General features: G+C 72.9%; 13 protein-coding genes. 7 read left to right on the forward strand and 6 right to left on the reverse strand.

Translation table 11 applies throughout. The features are described 5' to 3' along the window. Positions 1-208: 208 nt before the first annotated feature. Both FH609_RS13800 and FH609_RS13805 read left to right on the forward strand, forming a co-directional pair. Positions 209-1,246, forward strand: a complete 1,038-nt coding sequence (locus FH609_RS13800; RefSeq protein ID WP_139669283.1) for a hypothetical protein — start codon at positions 209-211, stop codon at positions 1,244-1,246. 404 nt (positions 1,247-1,650) lie between these two features. After that, positions 1,651-3,072, forward strand: coding sequence for an alpha-amylase (locus FH609_RS13805; RefSeq protein ID WP_226961641.1), 1,422 nt, complete (start codon positions 1,651-1,653; stop codon positions 3,070-3,072). Positions 3,073-3,197: 125 nt separating this feature from the next. Here the strand turns inward: FH609_RS13805 and FH609_RS13810 are convergent, their stop codons facing one another. The 3 genes from FH609_RS13810 to FH609_RS13820 all read right to left on the reverse strand — a co-directional run bounded on the left by FH609_RS13810 (position 3,198) and on the right by FH609_RS13820 (position 6,090). Next, complete coding sequence (locus FH609_RS13810) at positions 3,198-4,091, reverse strand: SAM-dependent methyltransferase (protein ID WP_139669287.1); 894 nt, start codon at positions 4,089-4,091, stop codon at positions 3,198-3,200. 68 nt (positions 4,092-4,159) lie between these two features. After that, positions 4,160-5,155: an aldo/keto reductase gene (locus FH609_RS13815; RefSeq protein WP_139669290.1), complete on the reverse strand. Its 996-nt coding sequence runs from the start codon at positions 5,153-5,155 to the stop codon at positions 4,160-4,162. Between the two features lie 98 nt (positions 5,156-5,253). Continuing rightward, complete coding sequence (locus FH609_RS13820; RefSeq protein ID WP_139669292.1) at positions 5,254-6,090, reverse strand: helix-turn-helix transcriptional regulator; 837 nt, start codon at positions 6,088-6,090, stop codon at positions 5,254-5,256. A 153-nt stretch (positions 6,091-6,243) separates the two neighbouring features. Between FH609_RS13820 and FH609_RS13825 the strand changes: the two genes are divergently transcribed. Next, on the forward strand, positions 6,244-7,152 hold the full coding sequence (locus tag FH609_RS13825) for an SDR family NAD(P)-dependent oxidoreductase (RefSeq protein WP_139669294.1): 909 nt from the start codon (positions 6,244-6,246) through the stop codon (positions 7,150-7,152). Between the two features lie 43 nt (positions 7,153-7,195). On the opposite strand, the gene FH609_RS13830 is transcribed toward FH609_RS13825, so the two are convergent. Further along, complete coding sequence (locus FH609_RS13830; RefSeq protein WP_405379015.1) at positions 7,196-8,122, reverse strand: DNA polymerase ligase N-terminal domain-containing protein; 927 nt, start codon at positions 8,120-8,122, stop codon at positions 7,196-7,198. On the opposite strand from FH609_RS13830, the gene FH609_RS13835 reads away from it, so the two are divergent. The 3 genes from FH609_RS13835 to FH609_RS13845 all read left to right on the forward strand — a co-directional run bounded on the left by FH609_RS13835 (position 8,097) and on the right by FH609_RS13845 (position 12,299). Continuing rightward, complete coding sequence (locus tag FH609_RS13835; RefSeq protein WP_139669298.1) at positions 8,097-9,065, forward strand: UTP--glucose-1-phosphate uridylyltransferase; 969 nt, start codon at positions 8,097-8,099, stop codon at positions 9,063-9,065. The two genes, FH609_RS13830 and FH609_RS13835, sit on opposite strands and share 26 nt — an antisense overlap. Positions 9,066-9,199: 134 nt before the next feature. After that, a complete protein-coding gene (locus FH609_RS13840; protein WP_139669300.1) occupies positions 9,200-10,741 on the forward strand; it encodes an MFS transporter in 1,542 nt (513 codons plus the stop codon). A 289-nt stretch (positions 10,742-11,030) separates the two neighbouring features. Beyond that, positions 11,031-12,299, forward strand: coding sequence for an MFS transporter (locus FH609_RS13845; protein WP_226961642.1), 1,269 nt, complete (start codon positions 11,031-11,033; stop codon positions 12,297-12,299). A gap of 77 nt (positions 12,300-12,376) precedes the next feature. On the opposite strand, the gene FH609_RS13850 is transcribed toward FH609_RS13845, so the two are convergent. Together FH609_RS13850 and FH609_RS13855 are read right to left on the reverse strand one after the other, a co-directional pair. Then, positions 12,377-12,967, reverse strand: coding sequence for a bifunctional 4-hydroxy-2-oxoglutarate aldolase/2-dehydro-3-deoxy-phosphogluconate aldolase (locus tag FH609_RS13850; RefSeq protein WP_226961643.1), 591 nt, complete (start codon positions 12,965-12,967; stop codon positions 12,377-12,379). 122 nt (positions 12,968-13,089) lie between these two features. Continuing rightward, on the reverse strand, positions 13,090-13,533 hold the full coding sequence (locus tag FH609_RS13855) for a pyridoxamine 5'-phosphate oxidase family protein (protein WP_226961661.1): 444 nt from the start codon (positions 13,531-13,533) through the stop codon (positions 13,090-13,092). A 214-nt stretch (positions 13,534-13,747) separates the two neighbouring features. On the opposite strand from FH609_RS13855, the gene FH609_RS13860 reads away from it, so the two are divergent. Then, positions 13,748-14,446 carry a CatB-related O-acetyltransferase gene (locus FH609_RS13860; protein WP_139669306.1) on the forward strand — a complete coding sequence of 233 codons (699 nt, stop codon included), beginning with the start codon at positions 13,748-13,750 and terminating at the stop codon, positions 14,444-14,446. Positions 14,447-14,583: the final 137 nt, after the last annotated feature.

Raw genomic sequence — 14,583 nt, forward strand, 5'->3', positions numbered from 1 at the left:
GACACTTAGGTGAGGCTTGCCTAAGTTACAACAGGCGAAGGGTCGGGGCACGGGCGGCCCGTCCCCCCGTTGCGGCATCGCGTTGCGGCATCGCGTTCCCGTCGATGCATGGTCACTGTCAGTGGTCCACGCTAGGGTCGCAGGCGCATGGTCGGTGACGGACGATGATCGGTCTCCGACGGTCGGTCGATGGCGGGGGAGTTGGGCCATGGCGGGACAAGGGCGCGGGGGCGCTCCCGAGGAGTACCGAACGAACAACGCGGCGCGGGTCGTTGTCGGCTGGGTGGCGCTGGGGCTCGGGGCGGCGGCGGTCGCGGTCGGGATTCCGGTGCTGCTCGGCGGGACGGACCAGCCGCGCGAGGGGTTCGGGCCCACGCTCCTGCCCGGGGCGCTCCTGGGGCTGGGGCTCGCCGCGCTGCTGCTCGGCGGGGTCCGTCTGTGGCAGGCGTTGACGCGCGACGAGGAGTCGTTCGCGCTGCGGGAGGACGGGCTGGTGCACCGGGCCGCCGGCGAGAGCCGGCGGCTGCGCTGGGCGGACGTCGACCGGGTCAGCGATGTGCGCGGGCGCGGCCCGGACTGGCTGGGGTACGGCACCCATCTGCGCATCCGCCCGAGATCGGGCGACGATCTGCTGGTCACGGGATACACGGCGGACGCGCGGCGGCTGGCCGACGCGATAGCCGACGGCGTGCGCGAGGCGGGCCATGGGGAGGTGCGCCCGGTCAACGGCCGGTGGTGGCAGGCGGGTTCCGTGCTGCTGGTGGCGGCGGCGGTGCTGGGTACGGCGCTGTGGGCCCACCTCCAGCGGACTCCGGTGCCCGGGTTCGAGGCGGACGACCCGGACGCCTGCCGGTACTTCTCCGAGGGGGAGCGGGAGGAGATGAGCCTGGAGAGAGGGGTGCGGCTCCCCGAGGCGCAGGACGAACGGATCGTGGACGGCTGCCTGTTCCTCACCGGGATCGTCTCCTCCACCGGTGCCTATCCGGGTGAGATCGCGATCCATGTCTGGTCCGTGGGGGCCGAGGAGTTGGCGGCCGAGCTGGGATACGAGCCGCGTCCCGACGGGGCGGAGGGGTTCGCCGCGCAGGAGGTCGCCGGTACGAGCCTGGCGTCGTGCGCGGTGCTCTACGACATAGCCGAGGGGGCCTCCGTCTCGGCGCGCGTCCGGGTGGAGAACGTCGGGGGGAGCAGCTGCGAGGAGGCGCTGCCCGAGGCGGCGCCCGAGCTGATGGCCAAGCTGCCCTGATGGCCATGCCCTGATGGCCAAGCCGCCCTGACGGTCCATGACGGCGGCCGGCCTGCCCCGACGGGCCGAACGGCGGCCCCGCTGCAAGAACTTGCGGCACCGTCCCGCCGCGCCGCGCCTCCTCCGGGCTCCTCGGGCCCGTGCGCGGAGTGTTTACAGCGTCGGCCAGGGCTCATACGATGCCGCAAGTTTCTGCATCGTCTTGCAGGAGCGGCCGCTGGCGCGTGTGGCCTTCCGGAGCCGTCGAAGGAGCCGTAGTGCGCAGGACACCCCCACACCCCACGTCCCCAGGACCGACCCCACCCGAGCCGACACCTTCACGCCGAACGGCCGTTCGCCGGAAGGCGGTTCGCCGAACGGCCACGCGCCGCGCCGCCCTGCTCGGCCTGCCGGCCGCCGCCCTGGTGGCGGCCCTGCTGCCGGCCACCGGCCAGGCCGCGCCGGCCGAGGGGGCGCCCGCCACGGGCGCCGCCGCCGAGACCGCGACGGGCGTCGCCGAGCCCGCCGCCGCCGAGGTGGCGCCGTTCGCCTCGGGCGACGACGTGATCGCCAACCTCTGGTCGTGGAACTGGAGTTCCGTCGCTGCCGAGTGCACCGACGTGCTCGGCCCCGCCGGCTACGCGGCGGTCTGGGTCGCCCCGCCCCACGAGTCGCTGGCCGAGCCGAGCGGCGCCTGGTGGGACCTGTACCAGCCGTTCAGCTACCAGTTGAGCGGCCGACTCGGCAGCGAGAGCGAGTTCGCCGCCATGACCTCGGCCTGCAACGCCGCCGGCGTGCGGGTGTACACGGACGCGGTCATCAACCACACCGCCGCCATCGGCGGCACCGGCTACGCGGGCACCCAGATCAGCGACAAGTACCAACCGCCGATGTACGAGCGCGCCGACTACAACGTCGACATCTGCGACCGCGAGATCAGCGACTACAACAACCTCTGGGAGGTGCAGAACTGCGAGTTGCTGGGCCTGCCCGACCTGAGCACCGACGACCCCGGGGTCCGCGCCGAGATCGTCGGCTACCTCAACTCCCAGATCGCGCTGGGCGTCTCCGGCTTCCGGGTGGACGCCGCCAAGCACATGCCGGCCGCCGACCTGGAGGCGATCGTCGGCGCCCTGGACAGCACGGCCGACGGCTCGCCGCCGTTCGTCTTCCACGAGGTGTTCCCGGGCGCGACCCCGCAGCCCGACGAGTACTTCGGCAGCGGCCGGGTGCTGGACTTCGCGGTGGGCGACCAGCTCAAGGGCGCGTTCCAGGGTGACATCGCCCAGTTGACCGGCTTCGGCCCGGGCCTGCTGCCCGCCGAGAACGCGGTCGCCTTCGTCACCAACCACGACACCGAGCGGGACGGACGCCACCTCACCTACCGCGACGGGGACACCGCCGTGCTGGCCAACGTCTTCCAACTCGCCTGGTCCGAGGCGCCGCCCACGGTCTACGCCGGCTTCGAGTACGCCAACCGCGACGACTCGCCGCCCGCCGGCGAGGGCGGCTTCGTCACCGACACCGACTGCTCCGCCGGCTGGTACTGCCTCAACCGCGACCCCCGGATCACCGGCATGGTCGCCTGGCGCAACGCCACCGCCGGCGACGGCGGGGTCGGCGAGATCCAGTCGCCGCGCGGCAACGTCATCGGCTTCGACCGGGGCAGCGGCTTCGTCGCCATCAACAACGCGACCGAGGCGGCGAGCGTCCAGTTCGCCACCCAGCTCCCCGACGGCAGCTACGACGACCTCCTCAGCGAGGGCGGCCTCCAGGCGACCGTCTCCGGCGGACAGTTGACGGTCGAGCTGCCGGCCAAGTCGGCCATCGCCGTGCACGCCGGCTGAGCCGCTCCCCGGCCGGGAGCCCCGCCCGGGAGTCCCGGCCGGGAGCCCTGCCGGGGGCGGAACGAGCGGTGGCTCCGCTCCCGAGGTCGATCGGGAGCGGGGCCACCGGCCCGAACGTCAGGGGTTCAGCGCTTGACCGCCATCCCGCCGACCATCATCAGACCGCTGTGGTCGAGCGGTTCGGCGACCGGCTCGTCCGGCCGCCACAGCGGCAGCGGCACGACCCCGGGCTCCAGGATCTCCATCCCGTCGAAGAGACCCGTGATCGCCTCCCGGCTGCGCAACTGCCCCCGGCCCAGCGACTTGACCAGCACGTCCTCCATCGCCTTCGCCTCGGGGAAGGTGTTGCAGAAGTGCGTGAGGAACAGGTAACTGCCCGACACCAGCTGCGACTTGTACCGCTCGACGACCCCGACGGGGTCCTCCTCGTCCAGCAGGTGGTGGACCACCGCCATCATCAGCAGCCCGACGGGCCGCGAGAAGTCCAGAAAGCCCTCGACCTCCGGGCTGTTCAGGATCTCGTCGGCATCGAGGATGTTGGCGGTCAGCACCCGGGTGTTGTTGTTCTTGGCCAACAACGCCCGGCCGTGGGAGAGAACGATCGGATCGTTATCGACATAGACCACCCGGGCATGAGGGATGATCGCCTGCGCCACCTGATGCGTGTTCTGCGCGGACGGCAGCCCGGACCCCAGGTCGAGGTACTGGTCGATGCCCTGCTCGGCGAGGTAGCGCACGCCCCGGATCAGCAGGTCCCGGTTGACCCGGGCGCTGTCCACGGCCGCCGGCGAGACCCGCCGCCCCTCCTCGATGACCTTGGCGTCCACCTCGTAGTGGTCCTTGCCGCCGATCGCCGCGTCATAGACCCGGGCGATGCTCGGCCTGGTGGTGTCGATCTCCACCGGCGGCTCGTCGGAACGGGGGGTGGTCCAGCTCCAGTCGGTGGACGAGGAGGGCTCGGCGGCACCGCCGGGCGCTATGTCGCCGCTTCCGGAACGGTCGTTGGTCTGCTCCGTCATGATGGCCCACTCATCTCCACGTTCGAGTCAGCGTTCCCGGAAGTGTCTCATGTGCCGAAACGCGGCGTTCATCGGCCCAACAGGGCGTCCACCTCCTTGAGTTGCTCCTCCGTGAGCGGGCCGAAGGCCAGCGCGCCGGCGTTCTCCTCGGCCTGCGCCACCGTGCGGATGCCCGGGATGGGAACGGTGTGCGGGCTGCGCGCCCACAGCCAGGCGAGCGCCCCCTGCGCCGGCGTGCGCCCTTCGCTGGTGAGCACCGAGCGGACCGCGTCGAACCGTTCCTGCCACTCGGGGGCCACCCGGCCGTCCCGGAAGAACGTCAGCCACTCCGGCGGCGTCGCCCGGATGTCGCCGGCGCCGAGCGTCGCGCCCCGGCTGTACTTGCCGGTGAGGACGCCCATGGCGAGCGGGCCCCGGTTGATGGCCGCCAGGTCCCGCTCGGCGCAGAGCGCCAGCATCGCGGGCGCGTCCTGGAGCACGTTGCAGTTCACCTGCACGCTGGCGCAGTGCGGGCCCTCGGCGAAGACCCGGGCGCGCTCGGGGTCGTCGGTCGACCAGCCGTAGGCGCGGATCAGCCCCTCGGCCACCAACGCCTCGCAGGCGTCGCGCAGTTCGGCCCCCACGTCGAGCGGGGCGCCGTTGATGTGGAACTGGTACAGGTCGAGGTGGTCGGTGCCCAGCCGCCGCAGGGTCGCGGTGAGCGCCTCGCGCACATGCTCCGGCCGCAGGTCGGGCTCGGCGGCCGCCCGCCTGGTCGCCGGGTCGAAGACGTTGCCCCACTTGGAGGCCAGCACCACCTCGTCCCGCCGGCCGGCGACCGCCCGCCCGAGCACCTCCTCGCTGTGCCCGGCGCCATAGACGTCGGCCGTGTCGAAGAACGTCACGCCGAGGTCCAGCGCCCGGTGGATGGCGCGCACCGACTCCTCGTCGTCGACGGCGCCCCAACCGAGCGGCTGGCCCGCCTCGCTCCACCACTCGCCGCCGATCGCCCAGCAGCCGAAGCCGAGCGCGCTGACCTCTATGCCACTTCGTCCGAGTTTCCGGGTGTTTCTCTGGTTGGTCATGCGCGGCAGTCTGCCAGTTGGAGCGGACTCCACGACCAGCGTCTTTCCCAGCCGGCGGGAGCGGGGCGACGCGGGGTGGCGAGAGGCCGGGCCGGTGGTCAGCGGGTGGAGAACTCTCCCCAGCGGGCCGCCAGTTGGGTGCGACTGTGCGCGCCGGTCTTGGCCAGGACGCGGCCCAGGTGCTTCTTGACCGTGGTCACGCCGACGAACAGCCGGCGGGCGATCTGCTCGTTGGTGAGGCCACGCGCGGCGAGGTCGGCGACCTCGCGTTCCCTGGGCGTCAGGCCCAGGGCCGCGCCCGTCTCGGCCGCCAGCCGCTCGCCGGCGAGCCGTTCGGTCGTCAGCGGCGCCAGCTGGCGGCTGAGCACCCGCATCACCGCCACGTCCCGGGCGGGCATCCGGCGCACCCCGCGCTGGATGGCGCCGACGTAGCACCAGCCCTCGGCGCCCGCGTCGATCACCATCCCCACCTTGTCGTGGATGTCGTGCGCGGCCAGGAACTCGTTGACGAACGCGGCCTGTTCCGGGTCCCGCTCGGGGCGCAGCTCGCGGAGGGTGACCACGCCGCGCTCCCGCAGCAGCCGGTGGGCGTGCGGGGCCATGTACGGGTCGTGGTTGATCCAACGCCTGGCGTAGGCGTCGAGGAACTCCTGCGAGTAGCCGCTTTTGATGCCCTGCCCGCCCCTGATCGCCTCGCCGACGGTCGGCCCGTGCAGGACCACGACGGTGGAGTAGCCGAACCACTCCTCCAGGGCGCGTAGCAGGGACTCCCGGAACGTGGCCAGGTCCGGCGCCCGCTCGACCGCCTCCCACACGGCGAAGAGGCGGCGGTAGTCCCCCGGGGGAAGGGCCTCCCCGGCGGGCAGCCGGCGCGGTGTGGAGGCGGTCGTGACGACGGCGTGGCCCGCGACGCGCGGAGCGGTGTCCCCGTTCATGAGGTCGTTATATGCGGGCGAGCCCGACCGAACAAGGCGGTGTGGTTCCACCTTTGGCCCATGTCGGCGCCCCGGAGGCGGCAGGCAGGGTCGGTTCGTGGCCACTTCAAGCGGCTTCTGATCGACCTCTGAACGACTCTCATCGGAGAACCCATGAACGTGTCCCCAGCGCCCGGCCCCGACGCGACCCCGGCGAACTCCCCGCGCGACGCCGCCCCGGCCGCCGGGGACGAGGGGCGCCACTGGCTGGTCACCGGCGCCAACAGCGGACTGGGCGCCGCCGTCACGCGCGCCGCGCTGGCGGCGGGCGACCGGGTCACGGCGGCGGTGCGCCGCCCCGAGACCATGGACGCGGCGCTCGCCGCCCACCCCGAACGCCTGGCCGTGGTGCGGCTGGACGTGACCGACCCGGACCGCTGCGTCGCGGCACTCGCCGAGGCCGAGGCCGCCCACGGGCCCCTGGACGTGCTGGTCAACAACGCGGGCTTCGGCACCGTGGGGGCGGTCGAGGAGACCAGCGAGGACGAGCTGCGGCAGGCGATGGAGGTGATGTTCCACGGTCCGCTGCGGCTGACCCGCCTGGCGCTGCCGGGGATGCGTCGCCGCAGGTCCGGCACGATCGTGCAGGTCACCAGCATGGGCGGCCTGCTGGCCTTCGGCGGCGTGGGCGCCTACTGCGCGGCCAAGGGCGCGCTGGAGCTGGCGAGCGAGGCGCTGCGCGAGGAGGTGCGCCCGCTGGGCATCCGCGTGCTGATCGTCGAACCGGGCGCGTTCCGCACCCAGTTCAACGGCGCGTTGCTGAACTCCCGTCCGATCGCCGACTACGAGGCGACGGTGGGCGCGGTGCGCGAGGGCATGGTCGAGGGGAACGGTCGGCAGTCCGGCGACCCCGACAAGGCGGCCCGGGCGCTGCTGGCCGTGCTGGACCTGCCCGAGCCGCCGCTGCGGCTGGCGCTGGGCGACGACGCCTTCGCCGCGATCCGGGCCAAACTCGCCACGGTCGGCGCCGAGTTGGACTCCGTCGAGCACCTGGCCACCGGGGCCGCCATCAACGTCGTCTGAGCGGCCCGCCCGGCCCCGGCCGGCCCCGGCCGCTCGCCGGCGCTCACGAGGGATCGGCGTCGGTTTCGTCGCCGCCGTCGGTGTCGGTCGCGTGCGCCGCTTGGGCCGCCGTCTGGCGCAGGGTCCGGTCCGTGCGGGCGGACCGGGCCCGGGTCGGGTCGGGGGTGCCGTGGTCGTTCGCGTATCGGTCGTCCCGCTTCACCAACAGCCAGGCGTTTCGCCGGAATCGGGTCAGCGCCCAGCCGCCGCGCAGCTTGTGGCCGTCGAGGCGGAACGAGAGATGGCCGCCGGCCAGCCCTTCGGCCGCCGAGCCCCGGCCCTCGAAGGCCCAGTGCCCCTCGTCCCAGATGATCACCGTGCCGGCGCCGTACTCGCCCTCCGCGATGACGCCCTCGAAGTCGCGGTAGTCCAGCGGATGGTCCTCGGTCGGCACGGCCAGCCGCTTGTCCCCAGGATCGGTGGACGGGCCCCGGGGAACGGCCCAGGATTTCAGCACGCCGTCCGACTCCAGCCGGAAGTCGAAATGCAGGGAACTGGCGTCGTGAATCTGCACCACGAATCGGGGCGCGGAATCATCCGCCGGCTCCCGACCTTTCGGTTCGGCCGTTCGGGAGAAGTCACGCCGCCGGCGGTACTCGGTGAGTTGTTCGCCCCCCGACGCGTCGCCCGACGCGCCGGCGTCGGACCGTCCGCGCGCCGGACGACGCGCGGGCCGACTCCGATGGCGCCGTTCGTTCACCTTTCCACCATCCACCCGTCCATGCTGACAGAGCAGGGCAGTCCTCGCATTCCGGGGACCGGTCCGGGAAACGCGAGGACCGACCCTCCGGAAACGGAAAGTGAACAGCAGGTTTCCCGAGATGCCGTTCTGACACGCCTTGGTAGCGTCGATGATGCCCGCCGTCGTTGCGGTGCCCGACATCGGCTCCGAAGGGTTCCTCGTCATGACCAGAATTCGCAAGGCCGTCATTCCGGCCGCCGGCCTCGGCACTCGGCTCCTGCCGCTGACGCGTGCCCTGCCCAAGGAGATGCTGCCGATCGGCGACAAGCCGGTGATCGAGCACACGGTAAGGGAGTTGGTCGCCTCGGACATCGAGGAGATCATCATCGTGACCAGCGGCAGCAAGGACCTGATCCAGGAGCACTTCCGGCCCAACCCGGGCCTGGTGGCCCAGTTGCGCGAGGCCGGAAAACACGAGTACGCGGAGAGCGTGCGCGAGGTGTCGGAACTCGCGCACATCACCTACATGTACCAGAACGGCCCCTATGGCAACGGAACTCCGGTGCTGAACGCCTATCGCATTCTGGGCGACGAGCCGATCCTGGTGCTCTGGCCGGACGACGTCTTCGTCTCCGAGGTGCCACGGGCCCAACAGCTGATGGCCGCCTATGAGACGACCGACGCCCCCGTGTTGGCCCTGATGCCGATGGACCCGGCCGAATCCAGCCGCTATGGCGTTCCCATCGTCAAGGAGGATCTCGGCAATGGCTGCCTGGCCATCGGCGGACTCGTCGAGAAACCCGAACCCCGCAACGCGCCCTCGCCGTTCGCCGCCATCGGCGGCTATGTGGTGACGCCGGGCGTGATCGCCGAACTGGAGGAACAGACCCGCCGCTGGTACGACCGTCCCGACGGCGAGATCTACCTCACCGACGCGTTCAACGCCCACGCCGCCAACCACCCGGTCTACGGCCAGGTCATCGACGGGACCTGGTACGACACCGGCACCCCCGAGGCGTATCTCAAGGCTCAGTTCGCGGCCGCGTTGACCGACCCGACCTACGGCCCCTCGCTGCGCCAGCTCGCCGAGGACCTGAGCGCCTCGGCGCGGGAGTCGTCCGGCCCCAACGGGCAGCCGGCCGGCGCCACTCCGGCCACTTTCCCCGGCTGGGCGGGCCGCTGGTCCTCCTGAAGGTCGGGGAACGGGGCCAGGGAAGAACCGACCGCCGCGGGCGGCGTGCACGGGACGGCCTGACGCCGGGCCCGTGACGCCGCCCCCGGCGGGGCCCGACAGCTCGGACGGGGGGCTACGCGGAAGGCGTCCCCATGACCGAAAGGCCGCAGGCCGGAGAGTTGGCGGTCGCCAGCCCGGCCGGCCGTTGGGTGTTGGCCAGCGCGGTGCTGGGCTCGGGCCTGGCCATGTTGGACGGCACGATCGTGACGGTCGCGCTGCCCCACATCGGCGCCGACCTCGACGTGCCGCTGTCCTCGTTGCAGTGGACGCTCAACGCCTACATGTTGACCCTGTCCTCGCTGATCCTGCTCGGCGGCGGCCTCGGCGACCGGTTCGGCCGGCGACGGGTCTTCCTCTGGGGCGTCGCCTGGTTCGCGCTGGCCTCGCTGCTCTGCGGGATCGCGCCCAACGGGACCGTGCTGATCGCCGCGCGGGCGCTTCAGGGGGTGGGCGGGGCGCTGCTGACACCGGGTTCGCTAGCGCTGATCCAGTCCACGTTCCGGCAACGCGACCGGGCCAGGGCGGTGGGGCTCTGGTCGGGCCTCGGCGGTGTCGCCACGGCCGGCGGGCCCTTCCTCGGCGGCTGGCTGGTCGACGGCCCGGGCTGGCGGTGGATCTTCCTGGTCAACGCTCCGCTGGCGCTGCTGGTCGCCCTGCTGGCGCGGCACGTTCCGGAGAGCAGGGACTGGGAGGCCACCGGCCGGTTCGATGTGTCGGGCGCGCTGCTCGGCGCGCTGGCGCTGGGCGCGTTGACCTTCGCGCTGATCGACGGGCTGCTCTGGCCGGCGCTGGTCGGGGCGGTGGTGGCGGCCGTCTTCGTCTGGCGGGAGCGGCGCACCGCGCGGCCGATGCTGCCGTTGACGATCTTCCGCTCGCGGCTGTTCAGCGCCACCAACCTGGTCACCCTCTGCCTCTACGCCGCGCTCGGCGGGGTCTTCTTCCTGCTGCCGACGCAGCTACAGAACGGCCTCGGCTATGACGCGCTCACCGCCGGCGTCGCCTCGCTGCCGACGACCCTGCTGCTGATCGCGCTCTCCGGGCCGGCGGGGGAACTGGCCCAACGGATCGGTCCCCGGCTCCCGTTGACGCTGGGGCCGCTGGTCGCGGCGGTGGGGCTGGTGCTGCTGCACCGGGTGAGCCCGGGCAGCTCGTACTGGCCGGACGTCTTCCCGGCCGTGGTCGTGCAGGGCCTCGGCATCAGCCTCTTCGTGGCGCCGCTCACCGCCACCGTGCTGGCCTCCGTGGACGACCGCCGGGCCGGCATCGCGAGCGGGGTGAACAACGCGGCCGCGCGGATCGCCCAGCTGCTGGCCGTCGCCGCGCTGCCGCTGCTGGTGGGACTGACCACGGACGACTACCGCTCGGCGGACCGGCTCAACACGGCCTTTGGCCGCGCGGTGCTGATCTGCGCCGGGCTGATGGTGCTCGGCGCGGTGGTGGCCTGGTGGGTGGTGCCGAGCGGCCTGCCGCGCGAGGGGCGGGTCCAGCCGAGTTGCCGCCGCCACTGCCAGGTGACCGCGCCCCCGTTGGAACCGGGCCGGGACCGCGACCACCATCCGCATCGCGCGGGAGACGGCGGGCCGGCGGAACGGGGTGGGCGCGGTGCGGACGCCCCCGGAGACGGTGACGGATGAACGGGCCGGCGGGCGGCCCGATGCCGACGCGCGGCGGGGTGCTGTCGGGTGGCCTGGCGCCGGCGGGCGGCGAGGTGCCGACGGGCGGGGGCCGGGCCCAGGGGCGCGGGGCGAAACCCGGCGGCGGGAGCGGTGCCCGGGACGCGATAGTAAGAGCATGAGCACGCCATCTCCCGGGCGCCCCGAAGCGCACGAGACGAAACCGCCTCCGGCGCCCCCGGCGGGCGGGGTGGGGCCCCCGGGCGAGGCGCCGCCGGCGGGCGGGGTGGCGTCGCCGAACGGAACGGCCTTGGGCGGGGCGGCGTCGGACGGGGTGGCGTCGTCGCCGGAACCGGCGCTGTGGTCCCGGAACTTCGCGCTCTTCTTCGCCGCCAGAACCGTGGCCAAGCTCGGCGACCTGATGCTCCCGGTCGCTCTGGCGGCCGGCCTGGTGGCGCAGGGCGGCGGCGCGGGAGCGGTGGGGGCCGCGATGGCCTCGTTCACCGCCAGCTTCGCCGGACTGGTGATCTTCGGCGGCGTCTTCGCCGACCGGTTCGACACCCGGCGGCTGATGATCGGCGCCGACCTGGTCCGCGTGGTCACCCAGTCGGGCCTCGCCCTGCTCTTCGCCACCGGACACGCGGCGCTGTGGGCGATCTGCCTGCTGGGCGTCGTGAACGGGGTGTGCGCGGCGGCCTTCCAACCCGGGGTGGCCAGCACCGTCCCACTGATCGCCCGCGATGTGCAGGCGGCCAACGCGACGGTGCGCACCTCGGAGTCCGGGATGGCGGTGCTCGGCCCGGCGGCCGCCGGGGTGCTGATCGGGCTGACCTCGGCCGGCGGGGTGTTCGCGGTCCATGCCGCGACCTATCTGGTGAGCGCCCTGTGCCTGCTGGCGCTCCGGCTCCCGGAACGGCCGGGCGCCCGCGAGGCGCCGGCCGCCTTCCGGGCCGATCTCGCCGAGGGATGGCGGGAGTTCCTGGCCAGGCCGTGGATGTGGGGGGTGATCCTGGTCTGGATGCTGTTCATGTGCGCCGCCTGGGGGCCCTCGGTGCCGCTGGCCGCCACGGAGATCATCACCGGCCACGGGGAGCGCGCCTACGGGCTGGTCAACTCGGCGCTGGGCGTGGGCATGGTGCTCGGCGGACTCGCGGCGCTGCGCTTCCGCCCTACGCGGCCGCTGCGGGCCGGCGCGATCGCGCTCTTCGGGTTCGCGCCCCATCCCGTGGCCGTCGGCCTGGGGCTTTCCGTGCCACTGATCGTCGGGGCTTCGGTGGTGGCGGGGGCCGCACTGGCGTTCTGGGGGGTGATGTGGGCGACCACGGTCCAGACTCAGGTGCCAGGGGCGGTGCTGAACCGGATTCACGCCTACGAGGTGGCCGGTTCACTGGTGATGCTGCCGGTTGGCCAGGCGCTGGCCGGACCGGCGGCCGGGCTCTTCGGCCCGGGCGAGGTGCTGTTGGCGGGAGGCGCCACCACGCTGCTGGTCTGCGCGCTGATGCTGGTCGCCTCGCCGGTACGCACCCTGCGCCGGCGGGAGCCGCACCCGGCGGAGCGGCGCGCCCAGCCGCGACAGTGACCGTCACCCCGCCCCGGGCGAGGCGCCCTCGGCCGGGCCCGACAGCGCCCGGGGAACTGAGGAACTGAGGAACGGCCTCAGCCGCCCGCGGTGAACAGCCGCGCGAGCGCCGCCGGTTCGTCGGGGAGGCCGGAGCCGATCCCCACGGCCCAGGCGCCGGCCTCCAGATAGGCGGGGGCCTCGTCCACGGAGATGCCGCCGGTCGGAATCAGCACGGCTTCGGGCAGCACGGCACGCAGCGAGGAGAGGAACCTCGGGCCCCCCACATGGGCGGGGAAGACCTTGGCCGGGCCCCGCCCGGCCGCCTCGGCGATCTCGCCCGGCGTGTAGCCGCCCTCGACCAGCGTCACCCCGGCGGCGGTGGCCACCTCCCGCACCTGCGGCGCGGGGAACGGCGTGACGAGGAACGCCGCCCCCGCCGCCACCGCACGCGTTGCCTGTTCGCCGGTGCTCAGCGTGCCCACGCCGATCAGGCCGCGCCCCTCGGCGACAAGCCCGGCCAACGCCCGATCCCAGTCCGGGGTCGAGGTGGTCAGCTCCACCACCCGGCAACCGGCGTTCAGGAGTTGCCTCGTGCGGTCGACGGCGGCGTCGGCGCCGGGGGAACGCAGAACGGGCAGCAGGCGCTGTGCGGCCAGCGCGGTGAGCAGGGGATCGGTCGGTTCCATGGTGCCCCCAGGCGAATGCCGCAGGTGAGGTGGTGCTCCGGGCGGGACGCCCGGCCGGTGCGCGAACGCGGTCACGCTAGGCAGCCGACGCCGGGGTGTCAATCGGCCGTCGTCCGCCGGGCTCAGGCCGGAAAGCCCTCGACCTCGAGGTCGGGCGCCACCTCGAACGAGAGGTCTTGCGCGGTCAGCCGCTCGGGGCGCAGGCGCAGCCACCGCGCGCCGCTGCGCTCGGGGTCCTCGTGCAGGTAACGGATGAAGCGCGCGTCCCACCGCCCCTCGTCGGAACCCAGGTAGCGGCTCAACTTCCGCCGCCCACGCGGGACATCGAACGGCAGCAGCTCGGCGCGACCCCGCGCGATCACCTGCCGCACCAGCCCGCTGGCCAGGTCGCACTCGTCCACCACCAGCGCCACCCGGGGATCGGCGAGGACATGCTGTTGGAGGCGGGCCCAGGGGCCGGTGAGGGTCCAGAACGCGCCCTCCTCCCAGAGGAACCAGACGGGGCGAACCGTCGGACCCACCGTGGCGATCCGCGCCGTCAGCGGTCGGGCAAGGAAGGCGTCCACGGAGAAACCGGCGGGGCCGGCATCCGACGTCGCCCCGGACTCGGCCGCGTCAGAAGCAAGATCCTCAGACATGCCACCAGCATCGCGGAGCCAGCACCGGACACGCATCGGGCGCGGGTCCTAGGTCCGGTCGCCGGAACGGCCGGGCAGAGGGCAGCACAAAGCTCGCACCAACCCTGCTCAGGAACGGAGTTGGCTTGTTAACGTCACTCGGATGATCGCCGATTCCTCTCCCTTCGCTGACTTCACCGAGGTCCAGCGCCTGGACACCGATGCCGAGGTGGCCGAGCACGCCCTGATCACCCTGGCCGACGGCCGTCACTCCTGGTACAGCGGACACCATCACGGGGAGAGCTTCGCCCGCCGGGTCCGCTACGCATTCCCCGACCGGCTCCAACTCGACGGACAGCGCCTGGACCGCCTGGTGCTCGGAAACTTCTGCCAGTTCGCCTCCGGGGTCTCCTTTCTGCTCGGGGGCAACCACGGCCATGACCTGACCGCCGTCACCCCGTACGGCTTCAACTTCTTCGACGGGGCCGCCAACGCCTGGGCCCCCGCCGGGGACACCGTCATCGGGCACGAGGTGCTGATCGGCTACGAGGCCGTGGTGATGCCCGGTGTCCGCATAGGCACCGGAGCGATCATCGGCGCCCGCGCCGTGATCACCAAGGACGTCCCTCCCTACGCCGTGGTCGTTGGCGACAACCGGGTGGTGCGTCACCGATTCGACTCCCACACCCGCAAACTCCTGTGGCGGATCGCGTGGTGGGAGTGGCCCGACGAGCGGATCGCCGAGGCCCTGCCCCTGCTCCAGGGGCACGACGTGCGGGCCTTGGCCCGCCACGCCGGGGTGGACCCGACTCAGGTCACAGCCGACCCCGACCCGGGGCTGGTCCGTGAAGCCTCGCGGTGAGCGGCGGCGCGTCCTTCCCATGGCCGCTTGGGAGAGACGCTCCGTGCTCTTTCGTCACCACGCGTAGTAGTCTGCCACAGAGATCCGACACTTCGCTACCCAGAGTCATCAAGAAGGAGATCCGAGGACCGACAGGC

It is taken from the genome of Streptomyces sp. 3MP-14, from assembly GCF_006334905.2.
Classification (GTDB): Bacteria; Actinomycetota; Actinomycetes; order Streptomycetales; family Streptomycetaceae; genus Streptomyces; species Streptomyces triticirhizae.

Excerpts from the sequence above, each read along its gene's own strand:
- FH609_RS13800 (WP_139669283.1), top strand. The coding sequence starts at position 209 with ATGGCGGGACAAGGGCGCGGGGGCGCTCCCGAGGAGTACCGAACGAAC.
- FH609_RS13810 (WP_139669287.1), bottom strand. The coding sequence starts at position 4,091 with ATGACGGAGCAGACCAACGACCGTTCCGGAAGCGGCGACATAGCGCCC.
- FH609_RS13815 (WP_139669290.1), bottom strand. The coding sequence starts at position 5,155 with ATGACCAACCAGAGAAACACCCGGAAACTCGGACGAAGTGGCATAGAG.
- FH609_RS13820 (WP_139669292.1), bottom strand. The coding sequence starts at position 6,090 with ATGAACGGGGACACCGCTCCGCGCGTCGCGGGCCACGCCGTCGTCACG.
- FH609_RS13825 (WP_139669294.1), top strand. The coding sequence starts at position 6,244 with ATGAACGTGTCCCCAGCGCCCGGCCCCGACGCGACCCCGGCGAACTCC.
- FH609_RS13835 (WP_139669298.1), top strand. The coding sequence starts at position 8,097 with ATGACCAGAATTCGCAAGGCCGTCATTCCGGCCGCCGGCCTCGGCACT.
- FH609_RS13830 (WP_405379015.1), bottom strand. The coding sequence starts at position 8,122 with ATGACGGCCTTGCGAATTCTGGTCATGACGAGGAACCCTTCGGAGCCG.
- FH609_RS13840 (WP_139669300.1), top strand. The coding sequence starts at position 9,200 with ATGACCGAAAGGCCGCAGGCCGGAGAGTTGGCGGTCGCCAGCCCGGCC.
- FH609_RS13850 (WP_226961643.1), bottom strand. The coding sequence starts at position 12,967 with ATGGAACCGACCGATCCCCTGCTCACCGCGCTGGCCGCACAGCGCCTG.
- FH609_RS13860 (WP_139669306.1), top strand. The coding sequence starts at position 13,748 with ATGATCGCCGATTCCTCTCCCTTCGCTGACTTCACCGAGGTCCAGCGC.